The following is a 23477-nucleotide window of genomic DNA, read 5'->3' as shown; positions in this document are numbered from 1 at the left end:
CCCCCTGACCCGGCCCCACGCCGGGCGCAAAAGGGTTCGCCACGGATTTGGCCGGGATGAGATCCTGGATCGCGTATGTCTACGCACCCTGCCCCCGCCCTCGGCGCCCTCGCCCCCCGCCTGACCGAGCTGACCCTGCGCGACGCGCACCGGCTCGGGCGCAGGCTGGAGGGCGCGCGCAAGATCCGTAACCCGGAGGCCCGCGCCGCCGTCCTCGCCGAGATAGAGGCGGAGGTCGCCAGGGCCGAGGAGCGGATCGCCGCGCGGCGTGCCCGCGTGCCGGCCGTCACCTATCCCGAGCAGCTGCCGGTCAGCCAGAAGAAGGACGAGATCGCGGCGGCCATCCGCGATCACCAGGTCGTCATCGTCGCCGGTGAGACCGGGTCCGGGAAGACCACACAGATCCCCAAGATCTGTATGGAGCTGGGGCGTGGCCTGCGCGGCATGATCGGGCACACCCAGCCCCGCCGGATCGCCGCCCGTACCGTCGCCGAGCGGGTCGCCGAGGAGCTGGACACCCCGCTCGGGGAGACCGTCGGCTGGAAGGTGCGGTTCACCGACCAGGTGAACCCGGACGCCACCTTCGTGAAGCTGATGACGGACGGCATCCTGCTCGCCGAGATCCAGACCGACCGCGAGCTGCGCGCCTACGACACGATCATCATCGACGAGGCCCACGAGCGGTCCCTCAACATCGACTTCCTGCTCGGCTACCTCGCCCAGCTGCTGCCCAAGCGGCCCGACCTCAAGGTCGTCATCACCTCCGCGACGATCGACCCGGAGCGCTTCTCCCGGCACTTCGGCGACGCCCCGATCGTCGAGGTCAGCGGGCGCACCTATCCGGTCGAGGTGCGCTACCGCCCGCTCCTGGAGGAGGACTCCGAGGACGCCGACCGCGACCAGATCACCGCGATCTGCGACGCCGTCGAGGAGCTCCAGGCCGAGGGCAAGGGCGACATCCTGGTCTTCCTCTCCGGCGAGCGCGAGATCCGCGACACCGCGGACGCGCTGGTCAAGAAGAACTACCGGTTCACCGAGGTGCTGCCGCTGTACGCCCGGCTCTCGCACGCCGAGCAGCATCGCGTCTTCCAGCCGCACACCGGCCGCAGGATCGTTCTGGCGACCAACGTCGCCGAGACCTCGCTGACCGTGCCGGGCATCAAGTACGTCATCGACCCCGGCTTCGCCCGCATCTCCCGCTACAGCCACCGCACCAAGGTCCAGCGACTGCCCATCGAGGCGGTCTCCCAGGCCAGCGCCAACCAGCGCAAGGGCCGCTGCGGCCGTACGTCCGACGGTGTCTGCATCCGGCTGTACTCCGAGGACGACTTCCTGGCCCGGCCGGAGTTCACGGACGCGGAGATCCTGCGCACCAACCTCGCCTCCGTCATCCTCCAGATGACCGCGGCCGGCCTCGGCGACATCGAGAAGTTCCCCTTCATCGACCCGCCGGACCACCGCAACATCCGCGACGGCGTCCAGCTCCTCCAGGAGCTCGGCGCGCTCGACCCGGCGCAGAAGGACGTACGCAAGCGGCTCACCGAAACCGGCCGCAAGCTCGCCCAGCTGCCCGTCGACCCGCGGCTGGCCCGGATGGTCCTGGAGGCCGACAAGAACGGCTGCGTCCGCGAGGTCATGGTCATAGCGGCCGCGCTCTCCATCCAGGACCCGCGCGAGCGCCCGGCCGACAAGCAGACCCAGGCCGACCAGCAGCACGCCCGCTTCAAGGACGAGACGAGCGACTTCCTCGCGTATCTCAACCTCTGGCGCTACATCCGCGAGCAGCAGAAGGAGCGGGGTTCCTCCGCCTTCCGCCGGATGTGCAAGCAGGAGTACCTGAACTTCCTGCGCATCCGGGAGTGGCAGGACATCTACACCCAGCTGCGCACGGTCGCCCGGCAGCTGGGGATCCACCCCAACGAGGACGACGCCGCCGAGCAGAGCGTGCACGTCTCGCTGCTGGCCGGTCTGCTCTCCCACATCGGGATGAAGGACGTGAAGGAGACCGGCGGCGAGAGCGGCCGGGGCGGGGGCAGGAACGAGTACCTCGGCGCCCGCAACGCCAAGTTCGCGATCTTCCCCGGCTCGGCCCTCTTCAAGAAGCCCCCGCGTTTCGTGATGTCGGCGGAGCTGGTGGAGACCAGCCGCCTGTGGGCCCGCGTCAACGCGAAGATCGAGCCGGAGTGGATCGAGCCGCTCGCCGGGCATCTGCTCAAGCGCACCTACAGCGAGCCGCACTGGGAGAAGGACCAGGCGGCCGTGATGGCGTACGAGAAGGTCACGCTGTACGGCGTGCCGATCATCGCCCAGCGGAAGGTCAACTACGGGCGGATCGACCCGGAGACCTCCCGCGAACTTTTCATTCGCAACGCGCTGGTCGAGGGCGACTGGCGCACCCACCACAAGTTCTTCGCCGACAACCGGAAGCTCCTCAGCGAGGTCGAGGAGCTGGAGCACCGCGCCCGGCGCCGGGACATCGTGGTCGACGACGACACCCTCTTCGACTTCTACGACCAGCGGGTCCCCGAACACGTCGTGTCGGGCGCCCACTTCGACTCCTGGTGGAAGCACAAGCGCCATGAGCAGCCCGACTTCCTGGACTTCGAGCGGGAGATGCTCATCCGGGAGTCGGCGGAGGCGGTCACCAAGGCCGACTACCCGGACTCCTGGCGGCAGGGGCCGCTGAAGTTCCGGGTGACGTACCAGTTCGAGCCGGGCGCGGACGCGGACGGTGTGACCGTGCACGTCCCGCTCCAGGTCCTCAACCAGATCACGGACGAGGGCTTCGACTGGCAGATCCCGGGCCTGCGCGAGGAAGTGGTCACCGAGCTGATCCGCTCCCTGCCGAAGCCGATCCGCCGCCACTACGTGCCCGCGCCGAACTACGCGAAGGCCTTCCTGGAGCGGGCCGTGCCCTTGCAGGAGCCGCTGACCACCACCATGGCGCGTGAGCTCAAGCGGATGGTCGGGGTGCCCTTCGAGGCCGACGACTTCGACTGGGGCAGGCTCCCGGACCACCTCAAGGTCACGTTCCGGATCGTCGACGAGCGGCGCCGCAAGCTCGCCGAGGACAAGGACCTGGAAGCCCTGAAGCTCCGGCTCAGGCCCAAGGCCCGCCAGGCCCTCTCGCAGGCCGCGGCGGCCAGCGCCGAGCGCCAGGGCGGCGAGTCCCTGGAGCGCAAGGGTCTGACGGACTGGAGCATCGGCGCGCTCACCCGGGTCTTCGAGACCCGCCGGGCCGGCCAGCCGGTCAAGGCGTACCCGGCGCTGGTCGACGACGGCGACACGGTCTCCGTACGCCTCTTCGACACCGAGGCGGAGCAGGCCGAGGCCATGTGGAAGGGCGCCCGGCGGCTGATCCTGCGCAACATCCCGGTGAACCCGGCCAAGTTCGCCTCCGAGAAGCTGACGAACGCCCAGAAGCTCGCCCTGTCGGCGAACCCGCACGGCTCGATCCAGGCCCTGTTCGACGACTGCGCGATGGCGGCGGCGGACAAGCTGATCGCCGACTTCGGGGGCCCGGCCTGGGACCAGGAGTCGCACCACAAGCTGTACGACAAGGTGCGCGCCGAGATCGTCGACACCACGGTCCGTACGGTCGGCCAGGTGCAGCAGGTGCTGGCCGCCTGGCAGGCCTGTGAGCGCCGTCTGAAGGGCGTACGCAGCACCGTGCTGCTGGCGAACCTCCAGGACGTGCGCAAGCAGGTGGACGCCCTCGTGCGGCCCGGCTTCGTCACGGAGACCGGGTTGCGGCGGCTGCCCGACCTGATGCGCTATCTGGTGGCCGTCGACCGGCGCCTGCAACAGATGCCGACCAACGTCCAGCGGGACACCACCCGTATGGAGAAGGTCCACGAGATGCAGGACGAGTACGCCTGGCTGCTGGAGCAGCTGCCCCAGGGCCGCCCGGTGCCCGCCGCCGTCCTGGACATCCGCTGGATGATCGAGGAGCTCCGGGTCAGCTATTTCGCCCACGCGCTGGGCACGGCGTACCCCGTCTCGGACAAGCGGATCGTGAAGGCGATCGACGCGGCCGCCCCGTGACAGGAGCCGCACGCTGGGTGAGTTCGACCAGGGGGCTCACCCTCCTGTACAGTCTGTCTCGCAGCGCAACGAAGAAAAGCGCAGCGAAACCTGGTCCTGTGGAGCAGTTTGGAGTGCTCGCCACCCTGTCAAGGTGGAGGCCGCGGGTTCAAATCCCGTCAGGACCGCATTGATCGACCGAGGCCCGTTCCCTTCCGAGGGAAGCGGGCCTCAGTCGTGTTCCCGGGCGGAACCGCCCCGGCAGGGCCGGGCCCCACGTCAACCGCCCGCCGGAGCCCGCCCGTCAGAGCCCACTGCGCCGGAGTCCGCTCCGACGAAACCCGCGCGCCGGAGCCCGCTCCCGTCAGGGCCCGCGCCGGCCGGCCCGCCGTGACGCGCTCCGCCCCGTCGCCGTGACCTGCGCCGACCCGCGGCCGTGACGTGCGCCGACCCGTCGCCCCGCGCGCCGCAGCGGGCCTCCCGCGGCCACCACCCGGGCCGGGAACGGCAGTCCGGGCCCCCGGGGCGGGGGTCCGGGCGCTCGGGTGGCGGCGCGGCCCAGGTGTCCCGCTCCCGCCCGTGCCGTCTTGACGCCGCCACCCGCGACCAGTACCCAGAGAGCAGGGCACCTTCCCGAGTGGAACCCGGAGGTGGCGCATGGCGGCGTCGGTCAGGCACGAGACGCGGGCATTGCTCCGTGCGCATCTGGCGGCCGCGTCGCCCTACCGGCATCTGACCCGGCACTGTCCTGTCTGCCACCGACTGCTGCGGCTGGCGATGGACACCGCTCCCCCGGACGCGGAGGGCTCCGAGGAGGCCGCCGCGGACGAGCGTTCCGCGACGACGCGACCGGCGCCGTGACACGTTTCACCTAGCGCACGCGAGTCAGAGGCAACAAGGCCGCTGGCATGTGACGGGTGTCACTGCATGATTTTTTGAAAGCACGGTATTTACCCGAGTCCTACAACCAGTCAATTTAATATGTGCCATTGCACTGGTCCCGACGGTCACGCACAGCAGATCCGACAGCCCTCCCCAGACTCCGACAAGGCCGCTCACAGGCCGGCCGCCGAGAGCCGGACGGGTCGTCAGGAGGGCACCACAGATCCACCACAGGGGCATCACAAAGCCCACCCCGAAACGCTGCCGAGGCGGCTCCGCGGCGCCCCCGGGGTCGTCGTTCGGGCACAAAAAAAGATCGCGCTGGACCCGGCGGAGTCCAGCGCGATCCACGACGCACCCTGTTCTGTTGCCTGAACGCTTGGGCGGGGGGCCTGTTGGGGCAGGACCCGCGTCGCTTGGAGCTGTGGGTTCGGGCCGCTCGACGGGTTGGGGACCTGTCGCCGTGCCCGGTATTCAGTTGTTCAGGCTGATCAGGCCTCGCTGCGCTGCTGCGGGATACCCGCGAGCAGAGCGCGGACCTCAGCCTCGCGGTAACGGCGGTGACCGCCGAGCGTGCGGATGGATGTCAGCTTGCCGGCCTTCGCCCACCGCGTGACCGTCTTGGGGTCGACACGGAACATGGTGGCGACCTCAGCCGGGGTCAGCAGCGGCTCGGCATCAGGGGTGCGAGCGGTCATGAGCGGCCTCCTCGGGAGAACCGAACCTTCTCGGTTCTTTCCTCTAAATTCTGCACCTTGACCCGCGTTGCCCGAAATGGCAGACGCGAGTCGAGTCGGTTATAGGACGAACGGCTTGTCCTCGGCACTACAACTACACCATCTGTCCAGCCGCGTCGGCCAAACCGATGGAATTGCCCTCCCAGGTGTCCATCAGCGACGGAAGCCGATGGACCATGCCATAGCGGACAGTCACGCCACTGTGACGATCAGTCACAGGGCGATCAGGAGTCACCAGACATCCCAAACTGCGTGATGCTGAGATTCCGCCCACGGTGGAGCATAGTTGGACAGACGGAGCCTTCCCCGGGCTCCTTGTCCTATTTTGGCACGAGGAGGGGCAAGGGGCGCAAGAGACTGGTAAGTGCGGTCTGTCACGCTTGACACGAAAGCCCGGATCGGGACCTACGTCCCGTCACATTCCCGAAGTTCGGTAGACCGTACGTCGTTCGCAGCATTTTTCGATCGTGATCTACGTCACCCATCGGGTGCTGTCGAACCGTCAGTTCGCCGAACGCCGGTCCCGCACCGAGCGCCAGCGCTCCACCAGCCGGGCGTACGCCTCGCCCGCCGCGGAGCCGTCACCGCGGCGCAGGGCGTCGATCCCCTCGGCCACGTCCGCGGCGGAACGGTCGTCCTCCAGCGCACCGGCCGGCAGGGTGTGCACCAGACCGCCGTAGTCCAGTTCCACCAGCGAACGCGGATGGAACTCCTCCAGCCAGCGGCCCACGTCCACCAGGCCGTCGACGAGCGGCCCTTCGTCGATGGTGTCCCGCAGCGTGCGCAGCGCCCGCGCGACCCGGCGCCGCGCCTGCACCATCGGTGTGCGGTAGCGCAGCACGGGCGGCTCGCCCTCGGCGTCGCCGGCCCCCTTCGTGTACTCCCGCTCCGCGTCGGACACGAGCACGAACCAGTTCAGCGGCACCTGCCAGGTCGCCGTGCGGATCCAGGGGCGGGCGTCGGGGTTGCGGGCCAGCCAGCGCTCGTAGTCCTGGGCGGCCTGGCCGCGTACGAGCGGGGGGAGCACGGCGTCCAGGACCGTCCGCGGCAGTTCCCCGGACAGTCCCTCCAGTGCCTGCCAGCCGCGCAGCCGGGTGCGCCACGGGCAGACGCACAGCACCCCCTCCACGTCCAGCACGAACGCGTCGCCGCTCTCGTGCACCGGCACCGGGATCGGCGGGGTGGGCAGCAGGTCGGCCAGCGAGCGACGCAGTTCGTCCTGGTAGGAGGGGCGCCTCTCGCGCCGGGCGTAGCGTGCCCAGTGACTGCGCTCCGGTTCCGGGAAGGCGGCCAGCGGTTCGTAGACGCGCAGATAGGTCGCGTACGGGACGATCACCGAGGACACCTTGGGCACGCCTGCTCCCTCCCCCGCGGATCGCCCCGGAAAACGGCCGCACCGCACCCGGACACATGGGATAACCATGCAAATCGTCGCACGGCCGTACTCCGGGAGGAGGTGATCCCGAGCACCGGGAGGTCGGCGGGCCGGGGCAGGCTCTACGCTCATGCCACAGCGCCCACCCCCTCCCCCACTGCCAAAAGCTCGGGGGGAACCCAGGGAGCTGGTCTCCAAGCCGCTACTTACCCAGGAGTCACCACAGTGACCGACGTAACCGGCGCGCACGCTGATGTACTGCACACCCTGTTCCACTCGGACCAGGGGGGTCATGAGCAAGTCGTGCTCTGCCAGGACCGCGCCAGCGGCCTCAAGGCCGTCATCGCCATCCACTCCACCGCTCTGGGCCCGGCCCTCGGCGGTACGCGCTTCTACCCGTACGCCTCCGAGGCGGAGGCCGTCGCCGACGCCCTGAACCTCGCGCGCGGGATGTCGTACAAGAACGCCATGGCCGGTCTCGACCACGGCGGCGGCAAGGCCGTGATCATCGGTGATCCCGACCTGATCAAGACCGAGGAACTGCTCCTCGCCTACGGCCGTTTCGTCGCTTCGCTGGGCGGCCGGTACGTCACCGCCTGCGACGTCGGCACCTATGTCGCCGACATGGACGTCGTCGCCCGCGAGTGCCGCTGGACCACCGGGCGTTCGCCCGAGAACGGCGGCGCCGGCGACTCCTCGGTGCTGACCTCCTTCGGCGTCTACCAGGGCATGCGGGCCAGCGCCCAGCACCTGTGGGGCGACCCCTCGCTGCGCGGCCGCAAGGTCGGCATCGCGGGCGTCGGCAAGGTCGGCCACCACCTGGTGGAGCACCTGCGGGCGGAGGGCGCCCAGGTCGTGATCACGGACGTGCGCGAGGACGCCGTGCAGCGGATCCTCGACCGGCACCCGGAGGGCGTCACCGCGGTCTCCGGCACCGACGCGCTGATCCGGACCGAGGGCCTCGACATCTACGCACCCTGCGCGCTCGGCGGCGCGCTGAACGACGACAGCGTGCCGGTGCTGACCGCCAAGGTGGTCTGCGGCGCGGCCAACAACCAGCTCGCCCACCCGGGTGTGGAGAAGGACCTCGCCGACCGCGGGATCCTCTACGCCCCGGACTACGTGGTGAACGCGGGCGGGGTCATCCAGGTGGCCGACGAGCTGCACGGCTTCGACTTCGAGCGGTGCAAGGCGAAGGCCGCGAAGATCTTCGACACCACGCTGGCCATCTTCGCACGTGCGAAGGAGGACGGGATTCCGCCGGCCGCCGCGGCCGACCGGATCGCCGAGCAGCGCATGGCCGAGGGCCGCGCGGCGCACTGATCCCCGAGCACACGCCAGGTGTGCTCGCGGCTTCGGGCGGTACCCGCCGGCGGGAACTTCGAGAGAACTCTCACGTCCACCGGCGGGTCGTGCCCGGATAAGTGGTTAAAATCGCCACTGACCAGCGAGGACAGGGCGCCTCGAAGGCCCTGCGCACACGCGCGTCCTGCGGGCGACGTACCGTATGGGCGCGGGCTCAGGTACCGTGGAAGCCCTACGGACCGGCCTCTCTACGGAGAGTCCGTTCCGGATCATGAACGCGTGTCAGACTCTGGGGCCGTCGAGCCCCGTCACCGAGGGGGTCGAGCCATGGGGCGCGGCCGGGCCAAGGCCAAGCAGACGAAGGTCGCCCGCCAGCTGAAGTACAACAGCGGTGGGACTGACCTGTCGCGTCTGGCCAGCGAGCTGGGCGCATCGACTTCGAGCCAGCCGCCGAACGGCGAGCCGTTCGAGGACGACGACGAAGAAGACGACCCGTACGCGCAGTACGCGGATCTGTATAACGATGACGACGAGGACGAGGACGACGAGTCCGGTCCTTCGTCGCAACATCGTCGCGGCGCTTGACGCAGTAGCGACTCGGCAGTTTCCGCGGCTCTCGTAGCAACTGCACTTCACCCGGTCCGGGGCATCAGCGCCGGACCGGGTTTCGTGCTGTCGTCCACGGGATCGGTCGGTCTCAGACCGCGTAGTCCCCGACGAGCTCGGCGCCCGTCGTGTGCTCGCCGCGGGCGGTGATCTCGCCGGCGACCCAGGCCTCGACCCCGCGGTCCGCCAGCGTCGCCAGCGCCACGTCGGCCGACTCCTCGGGCAGGATCGCGATCATGCCGACACCCATGTTCAGGGTCTTCTCCAGCTCCAGCCGCGCCACGTCGCCGGTCCGGCCGACGAGGTCGAAGATCGGCGCCGGGGTCCAGGTGGAGCGGTCCACGACGGCGTGCAGGCCGTCCGGGATCACCCGGGCCAGGTTGGCCGCCAGCCCGCCGCCGGTGATGTGCGAGAAGGCGTGCACGTCGGCGGTGCGGGTCAGGGCCAGGCAGTCCAGCGAGTAGATCTTGGTGGGCTCCAGGAGCTCCTCACCCAGCGTGCGGCCGAGCTCCTCGATCCGCGCGTCCAGCGACAGACCGGCCTGGTTCAGCAGGACGTGCCGGACCAGGGAGTACCCGTTGGAGTGAAGCCCGGACGCCGCCATGGCGATCACCGCGTCACCCTCGCGGATACGGTCCGCGCCCAGCAGTCGGTCGGCCTCCACGACGCCCGTACCGGCGCCGGCGACGTCGAAGTCGTCCGCACCCAGCAGACCGGGGTGTTCGGCCGTCTCACCGCCCACCAGAGCGCATCCCGCCAGCACACAGCCCTCGGCGATGCCCTTGACGATCGCGGCGACCCGCTCGGGGTGGACCTTGCCGACGCAGATGTAGTCGGTCATGAACAGCGGCTCGGCACCGCACACCACGATGTCGTCCATGACCATCGCGACCAGGTCGTGGCCGATGGTGTCGTACACGCCCAGCTGCCGGGCGATGTCGACCTTCGTGCCGACGCCGTCCGTGGCGGAGGCGAGCAGGGGGCGCTCATAACGCTTGAGGGCGGAGGCGTCGAAGAGTCCGGCGAAACCGCCGAGGCCGCCGAGGACCTCGGGGCGCTGGGTCTTCTTCACCCACTCCTTCATCAGCTCGACGGCGCGGTCGCCCGCTTCGATGTCGACGCCCGCGGCTGCGTAGCTGGCACCAGTTGTCTCAGACATGACGGTGAGAACTTTCGTGTCGTACGGCAGGTATGGCGGGTCGCTACGGGCGACGGATCGCGTCGGTCGCGGCCGTGGCGGCGGGCCCGGCGGCCAGCTCGGTCTCCAGGAGCTGCTTGCCGAGCAGTTCGGGGTCCGGGAGTTCCATCGGGTACTCGCCGTCGAAGCAGGCACGGCAGAGGTTCGGCTTGTCGATGGCGGTCGCCTCGATCATGCCGTCGATGGAGATGTAGGCCAGGGAGTCGGCGCCGAGCGAGGTGCCGATCTCGTCGATCGTCATGCCGTTGGCGATGAGCTCGGCCCGGGTGGCGAAGTCGATGCCGAAGAAGCAGGGCCACTTCACCGGCGGCGAGGAGATCCGGATGTGGACCTCGGCCGCGCCCGCCTCGCGGAGCATGCGGACCAGGGCCCGCTGGGTGTTGCCGCGCACGATCGAGTCGTCGACCACGACCAGGCGCTTGCCCTTGATGACTTCCTTGAGCGGGTTCAGCTTCAGGCGGATGCCGAGCTGGCGGATGGTCTGCGAGGGCTGGATGAAGGTCCGGCCGACGTAGGCGTTCTTGACCAGTCCGGCGCCGAAGGGGATGCCGGAGGCCTCCGCGTAACCGATCGCGGCCGGGGTGCCGGACTCCGGGGTCGCTATGACGAGATCCGCCTCGGCCGGGGCCTCCTTCGCCAGGCGGCGGCCCATCTCCACCCGGGAGAGGTACACGTTGCGGCCGGCGATGTCGGTGTCGGGGCGGGCCAGGTACACATACTCGAAGACGCAGCCCTTGGGCTTCGCTTCTGCGAATCGAGAGGTGCGCAGGCCGTTCTCGTCGATCGCCACGAACTCGCCAGGCTCGATCTCGCGGACGAAGCTCGCGCCGCAGATGTCGAGGGCGGCGGACTCGGAGGCGACGACCCAGCCGCGCTCCAGGCGACCGAGGACCAGCGGGCGGATGCCCTGCGGGTCACGAGCTGCGTAGAGGGTGTGCTCGTCCATGAAGACGAGGCTGAAGGCGCCCTTGACCTGCGGAAGGATCGCGTGCGCGCCCTCTTCGATGGTCAGCGGCTTGCCGTCGGCGTCGACCTGCGCCGCCAGCAGGGCGGTGAGGAGGTCGGTGTCGTTGGTGGCGGCCACCCGGGTGGAGCGGCCGTTGGTGTCCTTCGGCAGCTCGGCGACCATCTCGGCGAGCCGCGCCGTGTTCACCAGGTTGCCGTTGTGACCGAGCGCGATGGAGCCGTGCGCCGTGGCACGGAACGTCGGCTGGGCGTTCTCCCACACGGAGGCGCCGGTGGTCGAGTAGCGGGCGTGTCCGACCGCGATATGACCCTGGAGCGAACCGAGCGAGGTCTCGTCGAAGACCTGGGAGACAAGGCCCATGTCCTTGAAGACGAGGATCTGGGAGCCGTTGCTGACCGCGATTCCCGCGGATTCCTGACCCCGATGCTGGAGGGCGTAGAGCCCGAAGTAAGTGAGCTTGGCGACCTCTTCGCCGGGAGCCCAGACACCGAAGACGCCGCAAGCGTCCTGGGGGCCTTTCTCACCGGGGAGCAGATCATGACTGAGTCGACCGTCACCACGTGGCACGCCACCGAGTGTAGGCGAGATCGACCACTGGTCCGAATTGGCGATACTCGGTGGTAACTGATCACTTGACGGCCACCTACGCGGGGATCTTGTCGTTCTCGCTGGTCAGCGCGTTGCCACCCGGATCGGACGAACGGTCGGACGGCGTCGCGGGGCGACCCGGAAGGACTCGTTCCGTGGACATGAGTGAGCCTTCGCACACCCTTCGCGCGGCGAGAACCCGGCTCGGTACGACGGACCGACCCCCGGACGGCGGGCCGGGCGTCGAGGAACGCTATGCCAGGAGCGGCAGCAGCTCGCCGAGGTCCGCCCGCTCCCCGCTCGCGCTGACCCGGGCCGCGTCGAGCGCGTCCTTCCAGTTCAGCCGCCCGGTCGCCAGCCGGATCCAGGTCAGCGGGTCGGTCTCGACGACGTTGGGCGGGGTGCCGCGGGTGTGCCGGGGGCCCTCGACGCACTGCACCACGGCGTACGGCGGGATCCGCACCTCCGTGGAGCCGCCGGGGGCCTTCACCGCGAGCGTGTCGGCGAGCAGGCGGGTGCAGGCGGCGAGGGCCTGGCGGTCCTGGGCAACGTCCAGGCCCGGCACGGCGGCGTTCAGGTCGTCGGTGTGGACGACGAGTTCGACCGTGCGGGTGACGAGGTAGTCGGCCAGCGGCATGGCGCCCGCGTTCGTGGCGAGCAGCCGGGTGCCGGGGTGTTCGGCGAGCCGCTCCGCCAGGTCGCGTTCGACCTCGGCCAGGAAGCCGTCGAGGTCCGGGTTCCGCTCCGCGAGCCGCCCGGCCAGCTCGGCGATGGCCTCGGAACGGGCCGAGGTCCCGGACGGCCAGTCGAGCACCGTGGCGTCCTGCCGCGCCGGCTCCGGCTCGTCCAGGAACCGGCCGACGGCCGTGAGGGCCGCCCCGGTGTGCGCGACCAGGTCCCGTACGGTCCACTCCCCGAGCCGGGTGGGCAGCGCGAGCTGCTCGGGCGTGAGCGTACGGACGGCTGCCCGTACGTTCCCGAACTGGGCGAGGACCGCCGTGCGGATCTTCGCGGGGTCGTAGGTCCGGGTGCGCTTCTTTGCCGGGGACATGGCGTGAGCCTAGGGCCTGTCTGACAATTCGCGTCGTCGCCCGAAGGGCGGCCCGGCGGCGTCAGGTGCGTGCTCTCGGTGTGCCGGCCCCAGGCCTGCGTACTGGATGTACTCGGGTCTGGGGCCGGTGCGGCGAGAGCGCGTGCATGGCGTCGCCGGGCAGACGGGAATTGTCAGACAGGCCCTGAGGCCTGTCAGGCGTTGTGGGGCAGACGGGAATTCGGCGACGCGGCCCGGGTCCGGTCCGCCCCGAGGCATGTCGAAGGCCCCGCCCGTGGGAACGGGCGGGGCCTTCGGCGTCGTACTGCCGGACCGCGTCGCGCGAGCGGATCACCCGCGCGCCACGCCCTAGGCGAGCAGCGCCGGGATCGTGCCCTCGTGGGCCTCGCGCAGCTCCTCCAGGGACAGCGCGAACTCGCCCTGGAGCTCGACCACCGCATTCGAATCGGACGCAGTGCCGTCGACGACACCGATGCGGGCCACGGGCAGACCGCGCGCCCCGCACATGTCGTTGAAGCGGACCTCCTCCGAGCGCGGGACGGCGACGACCGCACGGCCCGCCGACTCCGAGAAGAGGAAGGTGAACGCGTCGAGCCCGTCCGGTACGACCAGCCGCGCGCCCTTGCCGCCGAGCAGCGCCGACTCGACCACGGCCTGGATCAGACCGCCGTCGGACAGGTCGTGCGCGGAGTCGATCATGCCGTCGCGGGAGGCCGAGATCAGGATCTCGCCGAGCAGCCGCTCACGCTCCAGGTCGACCTTCGGCGGCAGCCCGCCGAGGTGGTCGTGGATCACCTGCGACCAGGCCGAACCGCCGAACTCCTCGCGGGTGTCGCCGAGGAGGTAGAGCAACTGGCCCTCCTCCTGGAAGGCGACCGGGGTGCGGCGGGCGACGTCGTCGATGACGCCCAGCACGGCCACGACCGGGGTCGGGTGGATGGCCGCCTCGCCCGTCTGGTTGTAGAGCGAGACGTTGCCGCCGGTCACCGGGGTGCCGAGCTGGAGGCAGGCGTCGGCGAGACCGCGGACGGCCTCCGCGAACTGCCACATGACGGCCGGGTCCTCGGGCGAGCCGAAGTTCAGGCAGTCGGAGACCGCGAGGGGCTTGGCACCGGTGGTGGCGACGTTGCGGTACGCCTCCGCGAGGGCCAGCTGCGCGCCCGCGTACGGGTCGAGCTTGGCGTAGCGGCCGTTGCCGTCGGTCGCGATGGCGACGCCGAGCCCGGTCTCCTCGTCGATGCGGATCATCCCGGAGTCCTCGGGCTGGGCCAGCACCGTGTTGCCCTGCACGAAGTGGTCGTACTGGGAGGTGATCCAGGACTTGGAGGCCTGGTTCGGGGAGGCGACCAGCTTCAGGACCTGGTCCTTCAGCTCCTCACCGGATCCCGGGCGCGCCAGCTTGTTCGCGTCGTCGGCCTGGAGGGCGTCCTGCCAGTCCGGACGGGCGTAGGGGCGCTCGTAGACCGGGCCGTCGTGGGCGACCGTGCGCGGGTCGACGTCGACGATCTTGCCGCCGTGCCAGAAGATCTCAAGACGGTCGCCGTCGGTGACCTCGCCGATGACGGTGGCGATGACGTCCCACTTGTCGCAGATCTCCAGGAACCGGTCGACCTTCTCCGGCTCCACGACCGCGCACATGCGTTCCTGCGACTCGCTCATGAGGATCTCCTCGGGCGAGAGCGTGGAGTCGCGCAGCGGCACGTCGTCGAGGGTGACGCGCATACCGCCGGAGCCGTTCGAGGCGAGCTCGGAGGTGGCGCAGGACAGTCCGGCCGCGCCGAGGTCCTGGATGCCTACGACCAGCTTCTCGGCGAAGGCCTCCAGGGTGCACTCGATGAGGAGCTTCTCCTGGAAGGGGTCGCCGACCTGGACCGCCGGGCGCTTCGACGGCTTGGCGTCGTCGAAGGTCTCGGAGGCGAGGATGGAGGCGCCGCCGATGCCGTCGCCGCCCGTGCGGGCCCCGTACAGGATGACCTTGTTGCCCGCGCCGGACGCCTTCGCGAGGTGGATGTCCTCGTGCCGCATCACGCCGATGGCGCCGGCGTTGACCAGCGGGTTGCCCTGGTAGCAGGCGTCGAAGACGACCTCGCCGCCGATGTTGGGCAGGCCCAGGCAGTTGCCGTAGCCGCCGATGCCGGCGACGACGCCGGGCAGCACGCGCTTGGTGTCGGGGTGGTCGGCCGCGCCGAAGCGCAGCGGGTCCACGACCGCGACCGGGCGGGCGCCCATGGCGATGATGTCGCGGACGATGCCGCCGACGCCGGTGGCCGCGCCCTGGTAGGGCTCCACGTACGACGGGTGGTTGTGCGACTCGACCTTGAAGGTGACCGCGTAGCCCTGGCCGACGTCGACGACACCGGCGTTCTCGCCGATGCCGACGAGCAGCGCGTCGGACTGCGGGGCCTTCTCGCCGAACTGGCGCAGGTGCACCTTGGAGGACTTGTACGAGCAGTGCTCGGACCACATGACCGAGTACATGGCGAGCTCGGCGCCGGTCGGGCGGCGGCCGAGGATCTCCACGACCCGCTCGTACTCGTCCTTCTTCAGACCGAGTTCGGCCCAGGGCAGCTCGACGTCGGGGGTCTCGGCCGCGTGCTCGACCGTGTCCAGAGGCGTCCGGCTCATGCGTTGACCAGCTTCTTGAGGATCGAGGTGAAGAACGGCAGGCCGTCGGTGCGGCCGGACCCGATGAGCGGCTCGACGGCGTGCTCCGGGTGCGGCATGAGGCCGACGACGTTGCCCGCCTCGTTGGTGATGCCGGCGATGTCCCGCAGCGAGCCGTTCGGGTTGAAGTCCACGTACCGGAAGACGACCCGGCCCTCCGCCTCCAGCTGGTCGAGCGTGTACGCGTCGGCGACGTACCGGCCGTCCATGTTCTTCAGCGGGATGTGGATCTCCTGGCCGGCCGTGTAGTCGGCGGTCCAGGCGGTGTCCGCGTTCTCCACCCGCAGCTTCTGGTCGCGGCAGATGAAGTGGAGGTGGTCGTTGCCGAGCATCCCGCCCGGGAGCAGGTGCGCCTCGGTGAGGATCTGGAAGCCGTTGCAGATGCCGAGGACCGGAAGGCCGGCCTTCGCCTGCTCGATGACGGTCTCCATCACCGGCGAGAAGCGCGAGATGGCACCGGCGCGCAGATAGTCGCCGTAGGAGAAACCGCCGGGAAGGACGACCGCGTCGACCTGGTGGAGGTTCTTGTCCTTGTGCCAGAGCGCCACCGGTTCGGCGCCCGCGAGGCGGATCGCGCGCTGGGTGTCCCGGTCGTCGAGGCTGCCGGGGAAAGTGACGACGCCAATACGAGCGGTCACTTCGCGGCCTCCGCGACTTCCTCCACCTTGACGGTGAAGTCCTCGATCACGGTGTTGGCGAGGAAGGATTCCGCGAGATCGTGGATGCGGGCGAGGGCGGCCTCGTCGACCGGCCCGTCAACTTCCAGTTCGAATCGCTTTCCCTGACGGACGTCGGAGATGCCTTCGAATCCCAGTCGCGGCAGCGCGCGCTGGACCGCCTGGCCCTGGGGGTCGAGGATCTCCGGCTTGAGCATGACGTCGACTACGACGCGTGCCACTGGCACTCCCGATGTGTGGTGCTGAGCAGGTTCCTTCAGACTACCCGCACAAAATTTCTACGCGGGTAGAGTTGTAGGAACGTACGTGACGGCCATCACGATCCCGCATCGAAGGGGTGCGCTCGCGAAAATTTCCGGGAAAGATCCGGGATCCGCACCCGGCAGCTATTGCGTCCGGACACGCGGAGAGATTTAGTCGGGCTTCACATTGCAATGCCGAGCACGGTACAAATAAATTGGCATTAGCCGATAGTTTGTCCAATAACAAGCGGACAGTCGGCATCTCGGAGACGTCATGGCACGTCATCGCGGAGATGCCGCACGAAGGGACCGATATTCGTGGCGCAGAAGGTCGTGGTCACTCTCTTTGACGACATCGACGGCTCGGAAGCGGCGGAAACGATCGCCTTCGGACTCGACGGCAAGTCGTACGAGATCGATCTGAATGAAGTCAACGCCAGGGAACTGCGCGAGGCGCTCGCCCCCTACGTCGACGCCGGCCGCAAGCGGTCGAAGTCCGGCAAGGCCTTCCGGCAGACGGAGGTCGCCCCCGACCCGGCGGCCGTGCGGGCCTGGGCCCAGGCGAACAAGATGGACGTCCCCGCTCGCGGACGCATCCCCAAGAAGGTCTACGAGGCGTTCACCGCGGCCCAGTGAGGTCGCGGCCGACGGCCGGTCAGCACCCCTCGGAAGAACCGACTTGCGCTGCACCCCTCCTGGTCAGCTAGAGTCTGGAGCACGCCGAGGGGCCAGGCCGAAAAGCCCACCTCACGGAGTACATGCGGGTGTAGTTCAGTAGCAGAACATCCCCCTTCCAGGGGGAAGGCGCAGTGTGCAATTCCTGTCACCCGCTCTGCTTGCACGGCCTTGTCGGACCACTCTGGTGGATCAGGTAGGCTGGTGCTCGCGCCGATCGGTGAAAGCCGGTCGGATGCAATGCGGACGTAGCTCAGTTGGTAGAGCGCAACCTTGCCAAGGTTGAGGTCGCGAGTTCGAGCCTCGTCGTCCGCTCCACGGAAAGCCCCGGTCATCACGACCGGGGTTTTTTCGTTCCCCTCGCCCCTCTGCCCGTTCGCCCCCGTCCCCCGCCTGACATTTGTCATGCGGAGCGATGACACCGCGCACTGCTGTCCGGCCCCGCCCGCCGGGACGCTGAGGTCATGGACACCAACGAGCACGAGCACGTGATCGAGGTCACGGACCTCCGGCGGGTCTACGGGGGCGGGTTCGAGGCGGTGCGTGGCATCTCCTTCTCCGTGGCCCGCGGCGAGATCTTCGCGCTGCTGGGCACCAACGGCGCGGGCAAGACGTCGACCGTCGAGCTGCTGGAGGGGCTCGCGTCCCCGTCCGGCGGCCGGGTACGGGTTCTCGGCCACGACCCCTTTCGCGAGCGGGCCGCCGTACGGCCGCGCACCGGCGTGATGCTCCAGGAGGGTGGATTCCCCTCGGAGCTGACCGTCGGCGAGACCACCCGGATGTGGGCGGGGTGCACCGGCGGAGCCCGGCCCGAAGCGGAGGCACTCGCCCTGGTCGGGCTGGCCGGGAAGGCCGGCGTGCGGGTGAAACAGCTCTCCGGTGGCGAGCGCCGGCGCCTGGACCTGGCGCTCGCCCTGCTCGGCGAGCCCGAGGTGCTGTTCCTGGACGAGCCGACGACCGGTCTCGACGCCGAAGGGCGAAGGGACACCTGGGAGTTGGTGCGCGCCCTGCGCGACAGCGGCACCACCGTGCTGCTGACCACGCACTACCTGGAGGAGGCCGAAGGCCTCGCCGACCGGCTCGCGATCCTGCACGAGGGACGCATCGCCGCATCCGGCACCCCCGCCGAGGTGACCGCGGACCGGCCGTCCCGCATCTCCTTCGAACTGCCCGCCGGCTACTTCCCCGGCGACCTGCCGCCGCTCGCCGAACTCGGGGTGTGCGGCCATGAGGTCGCGGGCAGGACCGTACGCCTGCACACCCGGGAGCTCCAGCGCGCGGCCACCGGTCTGCTGGTGTGGGCCGGACGGGCCGGGGTCGAACTGCGCGGCCTGGACGTGCGGTCGGCCTCGCTGGAAGAGGCGTTCCTGAGCATCGCGCGGGAACAGCGGCCCACGGCGGGAGCGGCGGCATGAGCGCCCTCACCCCGCGGGCCGCACCGGCGTCCGCCCCCACGGTCCGGCGCCTGCGCGCCCTCGCCCGTGCCGAACTCACCCTGCTCGGCCGTAACCGCAGCGCGGTGCTGACCGCGCTGCTCGTACCGCTCGCGCTGCCGTTCACCGTGCGGCCCGCGGTCGACGGGATCGACCTCCGGGCCGAGGGCCTGAACCTCGGCACGGTGACGCTGACGGCCGCGATCGGCTTCTCCCTCCTCTTCGCCGTCTACACCTCCCTGGTGAGCGCGTTCGTCGCCCGCCGCGAGGAACTGGTCCTCAAGCGGCTGCGCACCGGCGAGCTCGGCGACCCGGAGATCCTCGTCGGCACCTCGCTGCCCGCCGTGTGCATCGGTCTCGTCCAGTCGCTGGTGCTGTCCGCGGGCTGCGTGCTGCTCCTCGACGCGGGGGCGCCCCAGGCGCCGTACCTGACCGTCCTCGGGCTGCTGACCGGCCTCGTCCTGTGCGCCGCGCTCGCCGCGCTCACCTCGGCCTTCACCAAGACCACGGAGAGCGCCCAGGTCACCGCGCTGCCCCTGGTGCTCGTCTCGATGATCGGCTCGGGCATCGCCGTCCCGGCCCAGATCCTGCCCGACCGGTTCGCGGCCGTCTGCGAACTCCTCCCGCTCTCGCCCGCGATCCGGCTGGTCGGCGGCGGCTGGACCGGAGGCCTGAGTACGTCCGAGGCGCTGGGTGCCATGGCGACCGCGCTGGCCTGGACCGTCGTGGCGGTGTTTGCTGTACGGCGGTGGTTCCGGTGGGAGCCCCGGCGCTGACGGGGGGGCACAAGGCGATGAGCGCTGCGCGCGGCTGGTGGCGGGGCAAGAGCACGCCGGCCAAGGTCGAGACGTACACCCGCTGGTCGTTCCACTTCTTCGCGGTGATCGAGGTCGCGGCGCTCGGACTGCCGGTGTTCGGGCAGGTGGGACCGGGCCTCGCGGGCTGGCTGCTGGCCATGGTGGCCGGGCACGCGGCACTGTGCGCGGTCACCGCCTCGCGGGCGCTCGACTGGACCCGCGGCCGGCGCGAGCAGCCCGTGCGGCTGCGGTGGGCACTCGGCGCGGCCAGCTACGGGCTCGTCGTCGCCACACTGGTGATCCAGGAGTACGGCCCGAAGGGCGACGGCGTCGCCACGGCGACGGGCACGGTCTTCGGAGGTGTGATGATCTTCGGCGCGGGCACCGCCGCCCTCGGAGTCCGCGCCCCGCGTCGGGTGTCCGCCCTGGTGGCGGGGTTCGCGGCCGGGGCGGGCGCGCTGTCCCTCCTGCTGGGCGTCCCCGGGCCCGCCGCGCTGGCGGCCACGATCGCGGTCCTGGTCGGCGGCGCTTTTCTCGCCTTCACCTCCATGTTCTCCGTGTGGCTGCTCGACGCCGTGTACGAACTCGACGCGGCCCGGGAGACCCGCGCCCGGCTGGCCGTCGCCGAGGAGCGGCTGCGCTTCGGGCGCGATCTGCACGACGTCCTGGGCCGGAACCTGGCCGTGATCGCGCTCAAGAGCGAGCTGGCCGTACAGCTCGCCCGCCGTGGGCGACCGGAGGCCGTGGACCAGATGACCGAGGTGCAGCGCGTCGCACAGGAGTCCCAGCGCGAGGTGCGGGACGTCGTGCGCGGATACCGGGAGGCCGATCTCGGCATCGAACTCAGGGGCGCGCAGGGGGTGTTGAAGGCCGCCGGAATCGACTGCGAGATGAGCGGCGAGAACCGGGCGGCCGTGCTCCCGGGTGAAGTGCAGTCCGCGCTCGGCTGGGTGGTGCGGGAGGCCACCACCAATGTGCTGCGGCACGGGGAGGCCGCGCGGTGTGCCGTGAGTCTGCGGATGCTGGAGGGACGTGTGGTGCTGACGGTGGAGAACGACGGGGCGTCCGGCGCTCCCGGCAGGGCGTCCGGCGCTGCCGACGGAGGCGGGGGTTCCGGGATCGCGGGGCTGCGCGAGCGGCTGGCCGTGGTGGACGGCACGCTGACGGCGGGGGCCGTGGGCGGGGACGGGTTCCGCCTGGTGGCGGAAGTACCGCTGGCGGACGTGAGCGGAGTGACGTCATGAAGCCCCCGGTGCGGCTGTTGCTCGCCGACGACGAGCATCTGATCCGCGGGGCACTGGCCGCGCTGCTCTCCCTGGAGGACGACCTCGTCGTGGTCGCCGAGGCGGCGACCGGGCCCGAGGCGCTCGCCATGGCGCGGGCCCACGAACCCGATGTGGCCGTCCTGGACCTTCAGATGCCCGGCGCCGACGGTGTGAAGGTCGCCACATCCCTGCGGGCCGAACTGCCGGGCTGCCAGGTGCTGATCGTCACCGGTCACGGGCGGCCGGGCCATCTGAAACGGGCCCTTTCGGCCGGCGTGCGCGGGTTCGTCCCGAAGACGGTCAGCGCCCAGCGACTCGGCGAGATCATCCGCACCGTGCATGCCGGAAACCGTTACGTGGACCCGGAGTTGGCCGCCGACGCGATCTCCGCCGGGGACTCGCCGCTCACCGCGCGCGAGGCCGAGGTCCTGGAACTGGCCGCCGACGGGGCGCCCGTCTCGGAGATCGCCGAGCGGGCCGCGCTGTCACCGGGGACGGTGCGGAACTACCTCTCGTCGGCCGTGACGAAACTCGGGGCGGAAAATCGGCACGCGGCGGTGCGTCTCGCCCGGGAGCGAGGTTGGGTATAGTTGGCCTCGCGCCACGGCGCAGTGCGGACGTAGCTCAGTTGGTAGAGCGCAACCTTGCCAAGGTTGAGGTCGCGAGTTCGAGCCTCGTCGTCCGCTCCAGAAAGAAGCCCCCCGGCTCCGGCCGGGGGGCTTCTTCGTTCATCGGGCGCCGCTCACCAGCCGACGCCCGTCAGCCTCTCGTACGCCTCCACGTACTTGGCTCGGGTGGCGTCCACCACCTGCTGCGGCAGCGGCGGCGGGGGCTGCTCGCCGCGGCGGTCCCAGCCGGACTCGGCGGAGGTCAGCCAGTCCCGCACGAACTGCTTGTCGTACGACGCCTGCGCGCGGCCCGGCTGCCACTGGTCGGCGGGCCAGAAGCGGGAGGAGTCCGGGGTGAGCACCTCGTCCGCGAGGACCAGCGTCTCGTCCTCGAAGCCGAACTCGAACTTCGTGTCCGCCAGGATGATCCCGCGGTCCCGGGCGATGTCTCGGGCGCGCCCGTAGACCGCGAGGGTCGCCTGGCGCAGCCGGGCGGCGGTGTCGGCGCCGACCTGACGGGCGGCCTCCTCGTACGACACGTTCTCGTCGTGCTCGCCGACGGCCGCCTTGGTGGCCGGGGTGAAGATCGGGGCGGGCAGCTCGGAGCCGTCCACCAGGCCCTCGGGCAGGGCGAGGCCGCAGACCGTGCGGGACTCCTCGTACTCGGCGAGGCCCGAGCCGGTGAGGTAGCCGCGGGCCACGCACTCCACCGGGACCATCCGCAGGGACTTGCAGACCAGGGTGCGGCCGCGCCAGTCGGCGGGGGCGCCCGCGGGCAGCTCCGTGCTCAGCACGTGGTTGGGGGCCAGGTCGGCGAGCTGGTCGAACCACCACAGGGAGAGCTGGGTGAGGATGCGGCCCTTGTCCGGGATCTCGGTGGGCAGCACCCAGTCATAGGCGGACATACGGTCGCTGGCGACCATCACGAGGTCGCCCGCCTCGTTCTGGTACAGATCGCGCACCTTGCCGGTGTGCAGGTGCACCAGACCCGGAACCTCGATCGGCTCGGGCTTTTCTACGAATCCGGACACGGTTCCTCCCCGTGGTTCTGTCCAATGGCTCGATTGTCCCGTATTCCAGGGCAGGCCAGGACAGCGGGTCAGCCGTGCTTGCAGATGCGGTCCAGAAGGTTCGCGGTGGCCCGCTGGACCCGGGTGTCGACATGGCCCGGCCGGTCCAGGGCCGGTGACCAGGCGAATGTCCCCGAGGCGAAGACCAGCGCGCCGGACGGCGCGCGGTACAGGGACGTCTCCTGATGGCGCAGGACGTCGTCGTGGTCGGTGTACGGGGAGTGGGCGAGCAGGATGCGCTCGTCGTGGTCGGGGAGCGGGGTGCGCGGGAAGTAGCGGTCGGCCTCGCCCGCGACCAGACCGTCGAGTTCGTCGCCCTCGCGCGCGCCGGTGGCGTCCCACAGCCAGTGGCCGGCGTTGCGGACGATCAGGGGGTGGGGCTCGGGGACCCGGCCCGCGTACTGGATGCCGACGAGCTGCTGTTCGGGCCGGTCGATCTCGCGCCACAGCACGGCCTTGCCGGGGCCCTTGCGCTTGCGGCAGGTCAACAGGCGGTCGGGGACGGCGGACGGGGAGGGGCCCAGCTCCACCTGCCAGTACATGGTGTTGGCGGAGAGGAAGACGAGGGAGGTGCCCTGTTCCCGGGCGAGCTCCACGTTGCGGCGCATGGCCGAGGACCAGTACTCGTCGTGGCCGGGGAAGACCAGGCCCCGGTAGCGGGTGGGGTCGATCCGGCCGGCGTGCAGGTCGCGGGAGTCGGCATAGGCGAGGTCGTAGCCGTAGCGCTCGGCCCAGCGGATGAAATCGTAGGCGTGGCCGACGTGCAGCGGCAGGCCCGCGCCGGCGTACGGACGGTCGAAGGAGACGGTCGTGGCGGCGTCGGCCTCGCCGAGCAGCCGGCCCTTTTCGTCCCAGGCGTGGTAGAGGCTGGCGCCGGTGCGGCCGTCCTCCGGATAGAGGTTGTACGCCTGCCAGGTGATGTCGGGCAGGACCAGGAGCAGGTCCCTGGGGTGGTCGTCGCGGACCGTGAACGGGATGTGGGAGCGGTAGCCGTCGGCGGTGGTGAGGACGGCCACGTACGCGCCCGTGCTCCAGTGGGTCGGGATCTGGAGTCGCCAGGACAGCCACCAGTGGTGGCAGGAGACCGTGCGGTCGGCCGTGAGCGGGGGCGGCTGGACGATGCCGGACAGCCGGGGGCTGGTGGTGATCTTGGCGGCGCCGTCGCCGCCGTAGTGGCCGATGCGGTAGCGACCCTCGGCTGGGTGGCCAGGCTGCTGCTGCGCGGCTGCCGTGAGCACGCCACGCTGATGGAACGCGGCGTGGCCTCGGCCGCGGCCGAGCGTGCACAGGCTGTGGACTACGGGCTCAGGATCG

The 23477-nt window shown here is 70.4% G+C and carries 19 protein-coding genes and 4 tRNA genes; 13 read left to right on the top strand and 10 right to left on the bottom strand.

Features of this window, described 5'->3' with window-relative positions; all coding sequences use genetic code 11:
• Nucleotides 1-75: 75 nt before the first annotated feature.
• The 3 genes from hrpA (at nt 76) to FNH09_RS29845 (ending at nt 4884) form a co-directional block, all read left to right on the top strand.
• Entirely contained in the window at nt 76-4044 is a 3969-nt protein-coding gene (hrpA, locus tag FNH09_RS29855; protein WP_152893020.1) for an ATP-dependent RNA helicase HrpA, read from the top strand.
• Nucleotides 4045-4136: 92 nt separating this feature from the next.
• A tRNA-Asp gene (locus FNH09_RS29850) sits at nt 4137-4211 on the top strand.
• 469 nt (nt 4212-4680) lie between these two features.
• Nucleotides 4681-4884 (top strand): DUF6274 family protein, encoded by a 204-nt coding sequence (locus FNH09_RS29845; RefSeq protein ID WP_152893019.1) that lies wholly within the window; start codon nt 4681-4683, stop codon nt 4882-4884.
• A 512-nt stretch (nt 4885-5396) separates the two neighbouring features.
• Here FNH09_RS29845 and bldC read toward each other — a convergent pair.
• On the bottom strand, nt 5397-5603 hold the full coding sequence (gene bldC / locus FNH09_RS29840) for a developmental transcriptional regulator BldC (protein ID WP_003949541.1): 207 nt from the start codon (nt 5601-5603) through the stop codon (nt 5397-5399).
• A 541-nt stretch (nt 5604-6144) separates the two neighbouring features.
• The gene (locus FNH09_RS29835) at nt 6145-6996 is read right to left on the bottom strand and encodes a DUF8083 family protein (RefSeq protein ID WP_162469305.1); all 852 of its coding nucleotides are present in this window, start codon (nt 6994-6996) and stop codon (nt 6145-6147) included.
• 246 nt (nt 6997-7242) lie between these two features.
• Between FNH09_RS29835 and FNH09_RS29830 the strand changes: the two genes are divergently transcribed.
• Together FNH09_RS29830 and FNH09_RS29825 are read left to right on the top strand one after the other, a co-directional pair.
• Nucleotides 7243-8340 carry a Glu/Leu/Phe/Val dehydrogenase dimerization domain-containing protein gene (locus FNH09_RS29830; protein ID WP_162469304.1) on the top strand — a complete coding sequence of 366 codons (1098 nt, stop codon included), beginning with the start codon at nt 7243-7245 and terminating at the stop codon, nt 8338-8340.
• 309 nt (nt 8341-8649) lie between these two features.
• Nucleotides 8650-8907: a DUF3073 domain-containing protein gene (locus tag FNH09_RS29825; RefSeq protein ID WP_152893018.1), complete on the top strand. Its 258-nt coding sequence runs from the start codon at nt 8650-8652 to the stop codon at nt 8905-8907.
• A 112-nt stretch (nt 8908-9019) separates the two neighbouring features.
• Here FNH09_RS29825 and purM read toward each other — a convergent pair whose 3' ends face one another.
• The 6 genes from purM to purS all read right to left on the bottom strand — a co-directional run bounded on the left by purM (nt 9020) and on the right by purS (nt 16294).
• Nucleotides 9020-10087, bottom strand: a complete 1068-nt coding sequence (gene purM, locus FNH09_RS29820) for a phosphoribosylformylglycinamidine cyclo-ligase (protein ID WP_152893017.1) — start codon at nt 10085-10087, stop codon at nt 9020-9022.
• 43 nt (nt 10088-10130) lie between these two features.
• Nucleotides 10131-11660, bottom strand: a complete 1530-nt coding sequence (purF, locus tag FNH09_RS29815) for an amidophosphoribosyltransferase (RefSeq protein ID WP_162469303.1) — start codon at nt 11658-11660, stop codon at nt 10131-10133.
• Nucleotides 11661-11934: 274 nt separating this feature from the next.
• A complete protein-coding gene (locus tag FNH09_RS29810) occupies nt 11935-12732 on the bottom strand; it encodes a maleylpyruvate isomerase family mycothiol-dependent enzyme (RefSeq protein ID WP_152893016.1) in 798 nt (265 codons plus the stop codon).
• A gap of 348 nt (nt 12733-13080) precedes the next feature.
• On the bottom strand, nt 13081-15357 hold the full coding sequence (gene purL / locus FNH09_RS29800; protein ID WP_152893015.1) for a phosphoribosylformylglycinamidine synthase subunit PurL: 2277 nt from the start codon (nt 15355-15357) through the stop codon (nt 13081-13083).
• Nucleotides 15354-16034 (bottom strand): phosphoribosylformylglycinamidine synthase subunit PurQ, encoded by a 681-nt coding sequence (gene purQ / locus FNH09_RS29795; protein ID WP_162469302.1) that lies wholly within the window; start codon nt 16032-16034, stop codon nt 15354-15356. Before purQ ends, purL begins: the two co-directional genes overlap by 4 nt.
• A complete protein-coding gene (gene purS, locus FNH09_RS29790; protein ID WP_015659417.1) occupies nt 16031-16294 on the bottom strand; it encodes a phosphoribosylformylglycinamidine synthase subunit PurS in 264 nt (87 codons plus the stop codon). Before purS ends, purQ begins: the two co-directional genes overlap by 4 nt.
• 339 nt (nt 16295-16633) lie before the next feature.
• On the opposite strand from purS, the gene FNH09_RS29785 reads away from it, so the two are divergent.
• The 8 genes from FNH09_RS29785 to FNH09_RS29750 all read left to right on the top strand — a co-directional run bounded on the left by FNH09_RS29785 (nt 16634) and on the right by FNH09_RS29750 (nt 21174).
• Entirely contained in the window at nt 16634-16951 is a 318-nt protein-coding gene (locus FNH09_RS29785; protein ID WP_162469301.1) for an Lsr2 dimerization domain-containing protein, read from the top strand.
• Nucleotides 16952-17075: 124 nt separating this feature from the next.
• Nucleotides 17076-17147: transfer RNA gene (locus FNH09_RS29780), tRNA-Gly, on the top strand.
• A gap of 85 nt (nt 17148-17232) precedes the next feature.
• A tRNA-Gly gene (locus FNH09_RS29775) sits at nt 17233-17308 on the top strand.
• A gap of 146 nt (nt 17309-17454) precedes the next feature.
• Nucleotides 17455-18405, top strand: a complete 951-nt coding sequence (locus FNH09_RS29770; protein ID WP_152893014.1) for an ABC transporter ATP-binding protein — start codon at nt 17455-17457, stop codon at nt 18403-18405.
• Entirely contained in the window at nt 18402-19199 is a 798-nt protein-coding gene (locus FNH09_RS29765; RefSeq protein WP_152893013.1) for an ABC transporter permease, read from the top strand. Before FNH09_RS29770 ends, FNH09_RS29765 begins: the two co-directional genes overlap by 4 nt.
• Before the next feature lie 17 nt (nt 19200-19216).
• On the top strand, nt 19217-20464 hold the full coding sequence (locus FNH09_RS29760) for a sensor histidine kinase (RefSeq protein WP_152893012.1): 1248 nt from the start codon (nt 19217-19219) through the stop codon (nt 20462-20464).
• A complete protein-coding gene (locus FNH09_RS29755; RefSeq protein ID WP_152893011.1) occupies nt 20461-21075 on the top strand; it encodes a response regulator transcription factor in 615 nt (204 codons plus the stop codon). The genes FNH09_RS29760 and FNH09_RS29755 overlap by 4 nt, the downstream gene beginning before the upstream one ends.
• Before the next feature lie 23 nt (nt 21076-21098).
• Nucleotides 21099-21174 (top strand) — tRNA-Gly (locus tag FNH09_RS29750).
• Between the two features lie 53 nt (nt 21175-21227).
• On the opposite strand, the gene FNH09_RS29745 is transcribed toward FNH09_RS29750, so the two are convergent.
• Both FNH09_RS29745 and FNH09_RS29740 read right to left on the bottom strand, forming a co-directional pair.
• Nucleotides 21228-22124: a phosphoribosylaminoimidazolesuccinocarboxamide synthase gene (locus tag FNH09_RS29745; protein ID WP_162469300.1), complete on the bottom strand. Its 897-nt coding sequence runs from the start codon at nt 22122-22124 to the stop codon at nt 21228-21230.
• A 68-nt stretch (nt 22125-22192) separates the two neighbouring features.
• The coding region (locus FNH09_RS29740; protein ID WP_238427180.1) for a N,N-dimethylformamidase beta subunit family domain-containing protein at nt 22193-23477 on the bottom strand (1285 nt) is incomplete at its 5' end.

The sequence above is a fragment of the Streptomyces adustus genome, from assembly GCF_009377175.1.
Lineage (GTDB): Bacteria > Actinomycetota > Actinomycetes > Streptomycetales > Streptomycetaceae > Streptomyces > Streptomyces adustus.
This window is presented reverse-complemented; position numbering and strand designations above follow the sequence as displayed.

Bases quoted from the DNA above. Each gene is read 5' to 3' on its own strand.
- hrpA (WP_152893020.1), top strand. From the start codon at position 76: ATGTCTACGCACCCTGCCCCCGCCCTCGGCGCCCTCGCCCCCCGCCTG.
- FNH09_RS29845 (WP_152893019.1), top strand. From the start codon at position 4,681: ATGGCGGCGTCGGTCAGGCACGAGACGCGGGCATTGCTCCGTGCGCAT.
- bldC (WP_003949541.1), bottom strand. From the start codon at position 5,603: ATGACCGCTCGCACCCCTGATGCCGAGCCGCTGCTGACCCCGGCTGAG.
- FNH09_RS29825 (WP_152893018.1), top strand. From the start codon at position 8,650: ATGGGGCGCGGCCGGGCCAAGGCCAAGCAGACGAAGGTCGCCCGCCAG.
- purM (WP_152893017.1), bottom strand. From the start codon at position 10,087: ATGTCTGAGACAACTGGTGCCAGCTACGCAGCCGCGGGCGTCGACATC.
- FNH09_RS29810 (WP_152893016.1), bottom strand. From the start codon at position 12,732: ATGTCCCCGGCAAAGAAGCGCACCCGGACCTACGACCCCGCGAAGATC.
- purL (WP_152893015.1), bottom strand. From the start codon at position 15,357: ATGAGCCGGACGCCTCTGGACACGGTCGAGCACGCGGCCGAGACCCCC.
- FNH09_RS29770 (WP_152893014.1), top strand. From the start codon at position 17,455: ATGGACACCAACGAGCACGAGCACGTGATCGAGGTCACGGACCTCCGG.
- FNH09_RS29765 (WP_152893013.1), top strand. From the start codon at position 18,402: ATGAGCGCCCTCACCCCGCGGGCCGCACCGGCGTCCGCCCCCACGGTC.
- FNH09_RS29760 (WP_152893012.1), top strand. From the start codon at position 19,217: ATGAGCGCTGCGCGCGGCTGGTGGCGGGGCAAGAGCACGCCGGCCAAG.
- FNH09_RS29755 (WP_152893011.1), top strand. From the start codon at position 20,461: ATGAAGCCCCCGGTGCGGCTGTTGCTCGCCGACGACGAGCATCTGATC.